Here is a 12,354-nt window from a genome sequence, read left to right on the forward strand (position 1 = left end):
GCCGCGGCGCTTCGCGTCAGGCGACGGCGCGCAGCGCCACCACCGCGATGACGCCGACCAGGATGGTGGCCAGCAGCGGCAGGCGGGTGGCGGCGAGCGCGGTGACCAGCGCCGCCGCGGTTTCGGCCCAGCCGGTCGCCAGCACCATCGGCGCGATCACCGCGGTCAGCACCGCCGGCGGCGCCGCGTCGAACGCCGCCTTCATCCGGCCCTGCAGCCGCAGCCGGCCGACCAGGAACAGGCCGGAGATCCGGGTCAGATAGGTCACCGCCGCCATGCCGAAGATGGCGGCCAGGGTGATCGGATCGACGCTCATGCCAGCACTTCCTCCGGTTCCGCGGCCAGCCAGGCGGCGGCGATGCCGGCCAGGGCGCCGGCCGCGACATGCCAGGGCGGGCCGGCGAAGCGGTAGACCAGCGCGGCGGTGACCAGGCTGGCGGCGATGGTGGCGGTGCTGCGGTGGCCGCGCCAGAAGCCGACGACCAGGCCGATGAACAGGGCCGTGAAGGCGAAGTCGGCGCCAATCCGGGTCGGGTCGCCGATCGCGGCGCCGACCACGGCACCGAGTGTTCCCCAGATCACCCAGTTCAGCCAGAAGAAGCCGCCCATCGCCAGGAAATAGGCCGGGGTCAGCTCGCGGCCCACGGCCCGCCGCTCCGCCATCGCCCAGTTCTCATCGGCCATCACCGCGTAGCCGAGCAGGCGCTGGGCCCAGGTGAAGTGCCCGGTGCGGCGGGCCAGCGACAGGCTCATCAGGATATGGCGGGAATTGATCAGCAAGGTCGACACCACCAGCGTCACCACCGGCACGGGATAGGACCACAGGTCGATCGCGGCGAATTGCGCGCCCCCGGCGAAGACCAGCGCGCACATCAGCGCCATCTCGGCCGGCGACAGCCCCTTGGCGGCGCCGAGCGCGCCGCAGAGCAGGCCGATCGGGATCGCTGCGATCGCGGGCGGGAGGATGTCGCGGATGCCGTTTGCGGCATCGCGCCAGAGGTCTCGGGTCATGGGGAAGCCGATGCTGGGGATCAGGGGTGAAAGCCGGCCCGGTAGGCGCCGGGGGCGATGCCGAGCCGCGCCTTGAAGGCGTGGGTCAGATGCGCCTGGTCGCAGAAGCCGGTGGCGGCCGCGACCTCGGCCGGCGCCTCGCCCGCCTGCAGCCGGCGGCGGGCGGCCAGGACCCGCTGGTTGAGCAGATAGGCGTGCGGCGTCATCCGCGTCTCGCGCCGGAAGGCGCGGATCAGGTGATCGCGCGACAGCCCGGCCTCGGCGGCGAGGTCGTCGAGCGACAGCTCCTCGGCGTGGCGGTCACACATCAGCGCCTTGACCCGGGCGATCCGGCCCGAGTCCGGCGCCGGCCCCTCCGGCTGGAAGGCGGCATGGCGAACCAGGCAGCGGCCGAAGGCGCGCAGCAGCAGTTCCTCCACCGCCAGGGCGTCGCCGCCCCGGGCCAGCGCCGCGAAGGCTTCGGCAAACAGTGCCGCGGCCTCTGGATCGTGCACCACCGGCTCGGGGAAGAATGGGGTCCCGGTCACCGGCCGGCCGGTGATCTCCGACGCCAGGCGCTGCAGCAGCGCGACCGAAGGATAGGTCATGCGATAGCGATAACCGTCGCCATGCGGCGCGCCGTCATGCACGTCCTCCGGGTTCACCAGGACGAGGTCGCCCGGGCCGCCGTAGCGCTGGACGCCGCGCGCCAGCCAGGTCTCGCAGCCGGCGAAGATGCCGCCAACGACATAAGTCTCGTGCATGTGCAGGGCGTAGCGATGGGTGCAGAAGGTCGCCTCCAGGCATTCCAGCCTGTCGAAGCCCGCGACCGTGAAGAACCGCGCCCGCTCGCCGGGTGCGAGCGGCTCGGCCGCCATCGCCTGTTCCTGTGTGACGCTGTCCATCGGCCCGATCATAGGCACGGGCACCGCGCCGTCTTGTAGAAAATCGGCATGACGAGGCCGGCTTTGCACCGTCACGGCCGATACATCCATCCGGCATTGGCCGAGAGGCCCCGGCGGGCGCGATAGTGTCCCGGGACCACAGGGGACGCCGCCATGAGCGCGATCAGGGAAGTGCAGTCGTGGAGCGCCGAGGGCTATGCCCGCAACGCCCGCTTCGTCGCCGATCTGGGGCAGCCGGTGCTGGAGCTGCTGGCGCCGAAACCGGGCGAGCGCATCCTCGACCTCGGCTGCGGCGACGGCGCCCTGACCGCCAAGCTGGCGGCGGCGGGCGCCGAGGTGGTGGGCGCCGACAGCTCGGCCGAGCTGGTGGCGGCCGCCCGCGCCCTGGGGCTCGATGCCCGCATCGCCGACGGCCAGGCCCTGCCCTTCGCGGCCGAGTTCGACGCGGTGTTCAGCAACGCCGCCCTGCACTGGATGCGGGATGCCGATGCGGTGATCGCCGGCGTCCGCCGGGCGCTGAAGCCGGGCGGCCGCTTCGTCGGCGAGTTCGGCGGCCACGGCAATGTCGCGGCGATCGTCACCGCGCTGGTCGCGGCGCTGAACGCCCGCGGCCTGGACGGCGCCGCCCGCATGCCCTGGTTCTTCCCGACCCCGGCCGAATACGCGGCCAAGCTGGAGGCGCAGGGCTTCCGCGTCGACACGATCGGCCTGGCGCCGCGGCCGACGCCGCTGCCCACCGGCATGCGCGGCTGGCTCGACACCTTCGCCAACCCGCTGCTCGACGGCATCGATGGCGCGGCGCGATCGGCGCTGCTGGACGAGGTCGAGGCGCTGCTGGCGCCCAGCCTGCGCGACCGGGCCGGGCAATGGACAGCGGATTACGTGCGGCTGCGCTTTGCCGCGACGCTGGCATCATGACCGCGGCGGTGCGGACCGAAGGGAGCCGGCGCGGCGAGGCGCTGGGCTATCTGCTGGCGATCCTGGGCGTCCTCGCCTTCTCCACCCGGCCGGTGCTGATCCGGCTCGGCTATGCCGAAGGGGTCGACGCCGAGACCCTGCTGGCGCTGCGCATGGGCCTGTCCCTACCCTTCTTCGTGGCGATGTGGGCCTGGAGCCGGCGGCGCACCGCCGGCCCGCTGGCGCCGGGCGATCTGCTGCGCACCGTGGCGCTCGGGCTGCTCGGCTACTGGATCGCCAGCTACTGCGATTTCCTGGGGCTGCGCACGGTGCCGGCCGGGCTGGGCCGGATCATCCTGTTCCTGTATCCGACCTTCGTGCTGGTGCTGTCGGCCCTGGTCCTCGGCCGGCGACCACAGCGGCGGGAGATCCTGTGCCTAGCTGTCGCCTATGCCGGGCTGTTCCTGGTGCTGGACGCCGCGGCCGCCAGCTTCGACGAGGCCCGGCTGGGCGGCGCCGGGCTGATCCTGCTGAGCGCCTTGGCCTATGCCGCCTATCTGGTCTGGGGCAGCGATACGGTGCCCCGGATCGGCAGCACCCGCTTCACCGCCATCGCCATGATGGCGGCCTGCGCCGCCTGCATCGCGCAGTTCTTCGTGCTGCGCCCGGCCGATCACCTGCTGGTCTCGGGCAAGGTGCTGGGCATCGCCGCCTGGATCGCGGTGATCGGCACGGTGCTGCCGGTCTGGGCCACCAGTGAGGCGCTGAAGCGGATCGGCGCCGCCAGGGCGGCGCTGCTCGGCGCGCTCGGCCCCGTCTCCACCATCCTCCTGGCCTGGGCCGGGATGGATGAGGGGCTGACCGGGCTGCAGGTGCTGGGAGCGGTTCTGGTGGTCGGCGGCGTCGGGCTGCTCACGCTGCCGCGACGCTAAGTCTCAAAACAACAGGGCGATAATCGCCGCGATGGCGCCGAGCGCGACGGGTACGGCCGCGATAACCCAGGCGACTGTGACCTCTGACCAGGACACCCGGGCGGACCGGGTTTCCGGAGCCGTCCAGTCCTCGCTCTGCGCCATCGAATCGTCCGGCTCGAGGCCGGTCATTCCGATGAGGCTCATGTTCCAACTCCGCGCTTCATTCCAGCGCAGTGCCCGGCCGGACCATCCGACCGAGGCGCATCTACGACTATCGCGAAGTTGGCGCGCCGCCGCTGTGACCTACGGCACAGCGGACACAGCGAAATCCGGTTCCGCGCCGAGGCGGAGGCTCGGCCTCAGCGCCAGTGACCCTCGATCCAGACGCCCCTACTCCAGTAGCCCGGGACCCAGACCCGCGCCGGCGGCGGCGCATAGACCACGCGCGGCGGCGGCGCGTAGACGACCGGCGGAGGCGGCGCGTAGACCACCGGCGGCGGGGCGTAGTAGACCGGCGGCGGCGCGTAATAGACCGGGGGCGGCGCGTAGTAGGCCCGCGGCCCCAGCGGGATGCCGATACCGATGCTCACACCTGAGTGCCAGCCGCCGCGCCACCAGGCCTCGGCCGGGGTGGAGATCAGCAGCGGTACGGCCAGGGCGGCGCCGAGCGCCGCCAGGATCGCGGCGTGGCGCGGGATGATGCGGAACACCTTCAGCATGGTGACACCATCTCTCTGAACGCGGCACGCCGAAGCGGGCGTGTCCCTTATCACACGAAGAGATGGTGCGCCGCCGTCGCAGACGGCAAGGCAATTTACCGCTATTTAATGCGGTAGGCGGCACGGGCGCCGGATGACGCCCGTGCCGATATCGTCAGGCCTGGACCGTCTTCTGCGCCTGCTCGCCCAGCTTCTCGATGCCGAGGCGGATGGTCTGGCCGGCCTTCAGGTACTTCGGCGGCTTCTGCCCCATGCCGACGCCCGGCGGGGTGCCGGTGGTGATGATGTCGCCCGGCTGCAGGCTCATGAACTGGCTGAGATAGCTGACCAGAAACGGCACCTGGAACACCATGGTCTTGGTCGAGCCGTCCTGGTAGCGGTGGCCGTCGACCTCGAGCCACATGTGCAGGTCCTGCGGGTCCGGCACCTCGTCGCGGGTCACCAGCCACGGCCCGATCGGGCCGAAGGTGTCGTGACCCTTGCCCTTCACCCACTGGCCGGAGCGCTCGATCTGGAAGGCGCGCTCGGACACGTCGTTGACCACGCAGTAACCGGCGATGTGGTCGAAGGCCTCGGCCTCGCTGATGTACTTCGCCGCCTTGCCGATGACGACGCCCAGCTCGACCTCCCAGTCGGTCTTCTCGCTGCCGCGCGGGATCTCGACATCGTCGTTCGGGCCGACGATGGCGCTGGTCGGCTTCATGAAGATCACCGGCTCCGGCGGCACGGCGAGGCCGCTCTCGGCCGCGTGGTCGGAGTAGTTCAGGCCGATGCAGATGAACTTGCCGACCCGCCCGACGCAGGGGCCGAGCCGCGGATTGCCGGCCACGACCGGCAGCGAGGCCGGGTCCACGGCCTTGAGCCGGGCGATGCCCTCGGGCGTCAGCGCCTCGCCGGCGATGTCGGGGACCACGCCCGACAGATCGCGGATCCGGCCTTCGGCGTCGAGCAGGCCCGGCTTCTCCTGCCCCGCGGGGCCGTAGCGCAGCAGCTTCATCGATGTTTTCTCCCAGAAACTCGGTTCAGATGGTGATGCCGCCGTCGACGTTGATCGCCTGGCCGGTGATGTAGGAGCTCTCGTCCGAGGCCAGGTAGACCGCCAGCGATGCGATCTCCTCGGCGGTGCCGAGGCGGCCCATCGGCTGCCGCGCCACGAAGGCGGCGCGGGCCTTCTCGACATCGCCCTGCGCCGCCATGCGGTCCTGCAGGCTCGGCGTCTCCACCGTGCCCGGGCAGATGGCGTTGCAGCGGATGCCCTGGCCGACGAAATCGGCGGCGATCGACTTGGTCAGGCCCAGCAGCGCCGCCTTGGTGGCGCCGTAGACGAAGCGGTTCGGCAGCCCCTTGATCGAGGAGCAGACCGAGGCGACGTTGACGATGGCGCCCCCGCCCGCCGCGATCATCGCCGGCAGGAAGGCGCGGCACATGTGGTAGGCCGAGCGGACATTGAGATCGAAGGAGAAGTCCCAGTCCTTCTCCTCGCAGTCGAGGATGGTGCCGGCATGGACGAAGCCGGCGCAGTTGAACAGCACGTCGACCGCGCCGCGCTGCGCCGCATAGGCCTTGATCGCGTCGTGGTCGAGCACGTCGAGCCGAGCAACGCTGATGCCGGGCACCTCGGCCGCCAACGACTGCAGCGCCGCCTCGTTCACGTCGGTGGCGTGAACCGTCGCCCCTTCACGGGCGAAGGCCAGCGCCGTCGCACGGCCGATGCCCTGCCCCGCCGCGGTCAGAACCGCCGTCTTGCCCGCCAGCCTGCCAGCCATGTCCCTCGACCCGGTTGTTAAGTCGGACGTATTCCTCGCCCCGTGCGGCGCGCCCGTCAAGCCGGAAGCGTATCACCGCTGGTCAAAGCCTGGGCAACGGCGTTAGGAAGACGAAACGTAGTTGCTGACGAGCGTGGAGACGACATGAAGCGGACCCGGACCGCGGTGATCGGCGCGGGCTATTTCGGCAGCCTGCACGCCGCCAAGCATGCCGAACTGCCCGAGGCCGAGCTGGTCGCGGTCTGCGACACCGACCCGAACCGGGCCGAGGCGCTGGCGGCCAAGCTCGGCGCCCGGGCGGTGACCGACCTGTCCGAGCTGATCGGCCAGGTCGACGCGGTCAGCATCGCCACGCCGACCAACGCCCATTTCGACACCGCGCGCCGTTGCCTCGAGGCCGGGATTCACGTGCTGATCGAGAAGCCGATCAGCAACACGCTGGAGGAAGCGGACGCGCTGAGCCGCCTCGCCACCGAGCGCAAGCTGGTGCTGCAGGTCGGCCATCTGGAGCGGTTCAACCCGGTGGTGCAGGGCCTGGCCAAGATCCTGGACCGGCCGCGCTACATCGAATGCCAGCGCATCTCCGCCTTCAAGCCGCGCGGCACCGATGTCAACGTCGTGCTCGACATGATGATCCACGACATCGACCTGGTGCTGAAGATCGTGGGGTCGCCGGTCGAGCGGATCGACGCCGTCGGCGCGCCGGTGCTGAGCGAGGCTGACGACATCGTCAACGCCCGGTTGCAATTCGCCAATGGCTGCACCGCGACGGTCACCGCCAGCCGGGTCAGCTGGAAGCGCCACCGCACCATGCGGATCTTCCAGCAGGACGGCTACATCATGGTCGATCTGAGCGAGGCCAAGCTGACCTTCATCCGCAAGACGCGCGGCCGCGACGGCCAGCCGGAGCTGTACCAGGAGGAGCAGCAGTTCGAGGCCGGCGACCCGCTGAAGCTGGAGATCCAGAGTTTCCTCGACAGCGTCGGTAACGGCCGCCCGCCGGCGGTCAGCGGGCCGGAGGGACGGGCGGCGCTGGCCGCGGCGCTGGACATCACGCATCAGCTGGCCGACTGGCGCCGGCGCTTCCAGGACGGCGGCGACGCAACCGCAAATTGATCCGGGCGCGGGGACAGGGGGAGCGAGTTGAAACCAGGACGGCACGATATCATCTCTCCGGATCAAAGGCTTACCCCCCGAGATCCGAGCCATGGATGACCCGTATGCCGTGCTGGGCGTGCCCCGCACCGCCAGCGACGACGAGATCCGGCGGGCCTATCGCAAGCTCGCCAAGAAGTATCACCCGGACCTGAACCGCGGCGATCCCGGCGCCGAGGAGCGGTTCAAGGCGGTGTCGAGCGCCTATGACCTGCTGGGCGACGCCGAGAAGCGCCGCCGCTTCGACGCCGGCGAGATCGACGCCAACGGCGCCGAGCGCGCCTATGCCCGCCGGCCCGGCGGCGGATGGGCCGGGAGCGGCGCCGGCGGCACGCGCTACCAGCGCTACGACAATTTCGACGCCTTCGCCGATGCCGGCGACCTCGACGACATCCTGCGCGGCATGTTCGGCCAGGGCGGCGCCCGGGCCGGCGGCGGCAAGGGCCGTGACATCAGCTACACGCTGCGGGTCGACTTCCGCCTTGCCGTCGAGGGCGGCGAGACCACGGTGACGCTGGCCGACGGCCGCTCGCTCAAGATCACCCTGCCGGTCGGCCTGACCGACGGCCAGACCATCCGCCTGCGCGGCCAGGGCGAGCGGGGGCCGCGCGGCGTTCCCGGCGACGCGCTGATCGAGGTCCGGATCATCCCCGACCCGGTGCTGGAGCGCGACGGCAACGACATCCGCATGACCCTGCCTGTGTCGCTGCAGGAGGCGGTGCTGGGCGGACGGGTCGAGGTGCCGACGCTGCTGGGCCCGGTGATGCTGACCATCCCGAAGGGCTCGAACAGCGGCACGGTGCTGCGGCTCAAGGGCAAGGGCGTGCGCAGCCCGACCGCCGATGGCCGCGGCGACCAGTATGTCCGGCTCGCCGTCACCCTGCCCGACCCGATCGACCCGGAGCTGGCCCGCTTCGTCGAGGACTGGGGCGCCCGCCACAACTACGATCCGCGTCGCGGCAAGATCCGTTGAGCTGGTTCCGAACGGCTACGGATCCCTGCGACAAAAGCTGATTTGACGCCGCCGCGGCCGGGCGCGATAAGGCCGCTCCATGCAATCCGTCCCCGCCGCCGCGGCCCTGCGCCCTGCCGCCGCCTCCACCACGCGCCCGGTCGCGCTGTGGCTGTTCCTCTGCGCCGCCATGGTCTTCGCCATGGCGGTGATCGGCGCGATCACGCGGCTGACCGAGAGCGGCCTGTCGATCGTCGAATGGGCGCCGATCAGGGGCGTGATTCCGCCGCTGTCGGACCAGGCCTGGGCCGACGCCTTCGCCGCCTACAAGGCGACGCCGGAGTACCTCTACAAGAACACCGGCATGTCGCTGGAGGCGTTCAAGCAGATCTTCTTCTGGGAATGGCTGCACCGGCTGTGGGGCCGGCTGATCGGACTGGTCTTCGCTGCCGGCCTGGCCTGGTTCTGGTGGCGCGGCGGGCTCGACCGCACCCTGCGCCTCCGCCTGCTCGGGCTCCTGGTGCTGGGTGGGCTGCAGGGGGCGCTGGGCTGGTTCATGGTGATGAGCGGACTGGTCGACCGGCCTTCGGTCAGCCATTACCGCCTGGCCGCGCATCTCGGCCTCGCCGTGTTGCTCTACGCCCTGATCCTGTGGACCGCCTACGGGCTGGTGCTGCCGCGGCTGGGCGGCTTCGCCGGGGCACAGGCCCTGCGCCGGCACGCATCGATCGCCATCGGCTGCGTCGCCGTCACCATGTGCTGGGGCGCCTTCGTCGCCGGGCTGGACGCGGGGCAGGTCTACAACACCTTCCCGCTGATGGACGGACGGTTCCTGCCGCCGGAGGCGTTCAGCATCATCCCGGCCTGGCTGAACTGGTTCGACAACACCGCGCTGGTGCAGTTCACCCATCGCTGGCTGGCGATCGGCACCGCGCTGGTGGTGCTGGCGCTGGCCTTCCGCTGCCGTGGCACCCCGGCGGCCGGATGGGCCGGGTTGGTCGGGCTGATGGTGGTGGTCCAGGTCGGTCTCGGCATCTCCACCCTGCTGACGCAGGTGCCCGTCGGGCTCGGCGCGATGCACCAGGCGGGGGCTCTGCTGCTGCTGGCCCTGCTGATCGCGCTTCGTTTCGTCACCCGGCCGGTTTCGGAATCGCGGCTCAGATGACGACAAGAAGAAAGTAAAGAACAAGCGCGACGCCGATTCGAAACTTTCCTTTTTGCGACTTTTGCAAGGCATGAAACCCGCGCCGGATTCATAGCAGACCCGCGAATTCGATTGCTCAAATGCGGTCGAAACGATACCGTCCAGCGCATCACTCCTCGCTGGTGGGAGACGGACGAGAGCGCGCCCGGACAGGCGTGCCTTGCAAACAAACCAGTGACCGGGAAACCGGAAACAGTAGGGGCGAACACATGCACAGCTTCACCAAAATCCTGGCGCGCGGGCTGCTGGCCGCCGCCCTCCTGGGCGGCGTATCGAGCGCGGCCCTGGCCGAGATGGTGTTCAACCGCGGCAACGGTTCCGAGCCGGAGACGCTGGACGTCCACAAATCCTCGGGCGTGCCGGAATCCTTCATCCAGATGGACCTCTTCGAGGGCCTTCTGATGGCCGACGCCAAGGGCGAGCCGGTTCCCGGCCAGGCCGAGAGCTGGACCGTCTCGGACGACGGCCTGACCTACACCTTCAAGCTGCGCCAGAACGCCAAATGGTCGGACGGCACCCCGGTGACCGCCGAGGACTGGGTGTTTTCGATGCGCCGGCTGATCGATCCGAAGACGGCCAGCGACTACGGCTACTTCCTCGACCAGGTGGTCAACGCCCGTGACATCCGCCTGGGCCAGAACGGCAAGAAGCTCGAGGATCTCGGCGTCAAGGCGATCGACGACCACACCCTCGAGGTCAAGCTGGTGGCGCCGACGCCGTACTTCCTGTCGTCGCTGCTGCACCACTCGACGCATGCGATCAGCAAGGCCAATTACGAGAAGTTCGGCGACGAGTTCGTCAAGCCGGGCAACATGGTCTCGAACGGCGCCTACATGCTGGCCGAGGCGGTGCCGCAGGGCTACGTCAAGGTCGTCAAGAACCCGCACTACTGGGATGCGGCCAACGTCAAGATCGACACGGTCATGTTCTACCCGACCGAGGACATCGACGCCGAGCTGCAGCGCTTCAAGGCCGGCGAGCTCGACATGACCTATGAGCTGCCGAGCCAGCAGATCCCGACCCTGAAGAAGGAGATCGGGGACCAGATCCACATCACGCCGTATTTCGGCACGTACTTCTACGCGTTCAACCTCACGAAGGAGCCGTGGAAGAGCAACGCCGACCTGCGGAAGGCCCTGTACCTCGCGGTCGACCGCGACACGCTGATCAAGCATGTCACGCAGGCCGACCAGCTTCCGGCCTACAGCTTCGTGCCGCCGGGCACGGATAACTATCCGACCTGGGAGCCCGATGCGGCGAAGATGACCCAGGCCGAGCGGGATGCCATGGCGAAGGAGCTGTTCGCCAAGGCCGGCTACGGCCCGGACAAGCCGCTGAAGCTGGAGATCACCTACAACACCAGCGAGAACCACAAGAAGGTGGCGGTCGCCATCGCCGCGATGTGGAAGAAGACGCTGGGCGTCGACGTCACGCTGCAGAACCAGGAATGGGGCACCTTCCAGGAGACGCGCGACAAGAAGCAGTTCCCGGACATCGCCCGGCACGGCTGGATCGGCGACTACAACGACGCCAACAACTTCCTGGAGCTGGAGACCCAGTACATCGGCGAGCAGAACACCTCGGAATACGATAATCCGAAGTTCGACGAGCTGATGAAGAAAGCCGGCCTCGAGACCGATCTCGCCAAGCGCGGCGAGCTGATGGTCGAAGCCGAGAAGATGATGATCCAGGACCTGCCGATCATCCCGATCTACTTCTACACCACCAAGCATGCCGTCTCGCCCGCGGTGAAGGGCTGGCAGGACAACGTGCAGGACTATCACCTGTCGCGCTGGCTGTCCGTCGAGCGGTAAGAACGGTTCCGTGACGATGCCCGCCTCCCGGTTCGCGCCGGAGGGCGGGCATCGCCCTTTTCACCCCCACGACATGTCCGACGTTCGGACGGGGGCAGGGATTTGAAACGATGCTGACCTATGCCGTGCGCCGCATCCTCGGCGCCATACCGACCATCCTCGTGATCATCGCGATCGCGTTCTTCATGATCCGGCTGGCGCCCGGCGGCCCCTTTGCCAACGACCGGCCGCTGCCGGTCGAGATCAAGCGGAACCTGGAGAAGGCCTATCACCTGGACGAGCCGCTCTATATGCAGTTCGGCCGCTACATGGCCAACATCCTGCAGGGCGATTTCGGGCCGTCGTTCAAGTACAAGGACTATTCGGTCAACGACCTGATCTATCAGGGCTTTCCGTATTCGCTGCAGATCGGCCTGATCGCGATCGCGATCGCCGCCTTCTTCGGAATCCTGTTCGGCACGATCGCCGCGCTGAAGCAGAACACCCCCGGCGACTACGGCACCATGGCGATCGCCATGGTCGGCATCACCATCCCGAATTTCGTCGTGGCCCCGCTCTTGATCCTCATATTCGCCGTGACCTGGAGGGTGCTGCCCGCGGGCGGCATCGCCGGCGGCTGGACCTCCTTCATCCTGCCGATCGTGGCGCTGTCCCTGCCGCCCACGGCCTATATCGCCCGGCTGACCCGGGCCAGCATGATCGAGGTGCTGCGCTCGAACTTCATCCGCACCGCCCGCGCCAAGGGCCTGCCGGAGCGGATCACCATCGTCCGCCACACGCTGAAGGCCGGGCTGCTGCCCGTCGTCTCCTATCTCGGCCCCGCCACCGCCGGCATCATCACCGGCTCGGTCGTGATCGAGCAGATCTTCGGCATCCCCGGCATCGGCCGCTACTTCGTGCAGGCCTCGCTGAACCGCGACTACACCCTGGTGATGGGCACGGTGATCTTCTTCGCCGTGCTGATCATCCTGTTCAACCTTCTGGTCGATCTGCTGTACGGCGCGCTCGACCCGCGCGTGCGCTACGACTGAGGACGCG

At 69.2% G+C, this 12,354-nt stretch carries 14 protein-coding genes; 7 read left to right on the forward strand and 7 right to left on the reverse strand.

Annotation, left to right across the window (positions count from 1 at the left end; all coding sequences use genetic code 11):
- Positions 1–16: 16 nt before the first annotated feature.
- From KXR53_RS10845 to KXR53_RS10855, 3 genes are read right to left on the reverse strand one after another with little or no spacing between them, the layout of a single operon-like run.
- Positions 17–316, reverse strand: coding sequence for an AzlD family protein (locus tag KXR53_RS10845; protein ID WP_437375148.1), 300 nt, complete (start codon positions 314–316; stop codon positions 17–19).
- Positions 313–1,011, reverse strand: a complete 699-nt coding sequence (locus KXR53_RS10850) for an AzlC family ABC transporter permease (RefSeq protein ID WP_437375149.1) — start codon at positions 1,009–1,011, stop codon at positions 313–315. The genes KXR53_RS10845 and KXR53_RS10850 overlap by 4 nt, the downstream gene beginning before the upstream one ends.
- Positions 1,012–1,031: 20 nt before the next feature.
- A complete protein-coding gene (locus tag KXR53_RS10855; RefSeq protein ID WP_437375150.1) occupies positions 1,032–1,895 on the reverse strand; it encodes an AraC family ligand binding domain-containing protein in 864 nt (287 codons plus the stop codon).
- Positions 1,896–2,048: 153 nt separating this feature from the next.
- Between KXR53_RS10855 and KXR53_RS10860 the strand changes: the two genes are divergently transcribed.
- Positions 2,049–2,813 (forward strand): class I SAM-dependent methyltransferase, encoded by a 765-nt coding sequence (locus KXR53_RS10860; RefSeq protein ID WP_437375151.1) that lies wholly within the window; start codon positions 2,049–2,051, stop codon positions 2,811–2,813.
- On the forward strand, positions 2,810–3,724 hold the full coding sequence (locus tag KXR53_RS10865; protein WP_437375152.1) for a DMT family transporter: 915 nt from the start codon (positions 2,810–2,812) through the stop codon (positions 3,722–3,724). The genes KXR53_RS10860 and KXR53_RS10865 overlap by 4 nt, the downstream gene beginning before the upstream one ends.
- A 3-nt stretch (positions 3,725–3,727) precedes the next feature.
- On the opposite strand, the gene KXR53_RS10870 is transcribed toward KXR53_RS10865, so the two are convergent.
- From KXR53_RS10870 to KXR53_RS10885, 4 genes are all read right to left on the reverse strand, one after another.
- The gene (locus tag KXR53_RS10870; protein WP_437375153.1) at positions 3,728–3,910 is read right to left on the reverse strand and encodes a hypothetical protein; all 183 of its coding nucleotides are present in this window, start codon (positions 3,908–3,910) and stop codon (positions 3,728–3,730) included.
- 155 nt (positions 3,911–4,065) lie between these two features.
- Positions 4,066–4,425, reverse strand: a complete 360-nt coding sequence (locus tag KXR53_RS10875; protein ID WP_437375154.1) for a hypothetical protein — start codon at positions 4,423–4,425, stop codon at positions 4,066–4,068.
- Positions 4,426–4,579: 154 nt separating this feature from the next.
- Complete coding sequence (locus tag KXR53_RS10880; protein WP_437375155.1) at positions 4,580–5,422, reverse strand: ureidoglycolate lyase; 843 nt, start codon at positions 5,420–5,422, stop codon at positions 4,580–4,582.
- A 25-nt stretch (positions 5,423–5,447) separates the two neighbouring features.
- Positions 5,448–6,191 carry an SDR family oxidoreductase gene (locus tag KXR53_RS10885; protein WP_437375156.1) on the reverse strand — a complete coding sequence of 248 codons (744 nt, stop codon included), beginning with the start codon at positions 6,189–6,191 and terminating at the stop codon, positions 5,448–5,450.
- Positions 6,192–6,233: 42 nt separating this feature from the next.
- On the opposite strand from KXR53_RS10885, the gene KXR53_RS10890 reads away from it, so the two are divergent.
- From KXR53_RS10890 to oppB, 5 genes are all read left to right on the forward strand, one after another.
- A complete protein-coding gene (locus tag KXR53_RS10890) occupies positions 6,234–7,307 on the forward strand; it encodes a Gfo/Idh/MocA family protein (RefSeq protein ID WP_437375157.1) in 1,074 nt (357 codons plus the stop codon).
- A gap of 91 nt (positions 7,308–7,398) precedes the next feature.
- On the forward strand, positions 7,399–8,319 hold the full coding sequence (locus tag KXR53_RS10895; protein WP_437375158.1) for a DnaJ C-terminal domain-containing protein: 921 nt from the start codon (positions 7,399–7,401) through the stop codon (positions 8,317–8,319).
- A gap of 79 nt (positions 8,320–8,398) precedes the next feature.
- A complete protein-coding gene (locus KXR53_RS10900; protein ID WP_437375159.1) occupies positions 8,399–9,463 on the forward strand; it encodes a COX15/CtaA family protein in 1,065 nt (354 codons plus the stop codon).
- A gap of 248 nt (positions 9,464–9,711) precedes the next feature.
- Complete coding sequence (locus tag KXR53_RS10905) at positions 9,712–11,316, forward strand: peptide ABC transporter substrate-binding protein (protein WP_437375160.1); 1,605 nt, start codon at positions 9,712–9,714, stop codon at positions 11,314–11,316.
- 110 nt (positions 11,317–11,426) lie between these two features.
- A complete protein-coding gene (gene oppB / locus KXR53_RS10910; RefSeq protein WP_437375161.1) occupies positions 11,427–12,347 on the forward strand; it encodes an oligopeptide ABC transporter permease OppB in 921 nt (306 codons plus the stop codon).
- Positions 12,348–12,354 lie beyond the last annotated feature (7 nt).

Origin of the sequence: Inquilinus limosus (genome assembly GCF_051487185.1) — a bacterium.
Classification (GTDB): Bacteria; Pseudomonadota; Alphaproteobacteria; order DSM-16000; family Inquilinaceae; genus Inquilinus; species Inquilinus limosus_F.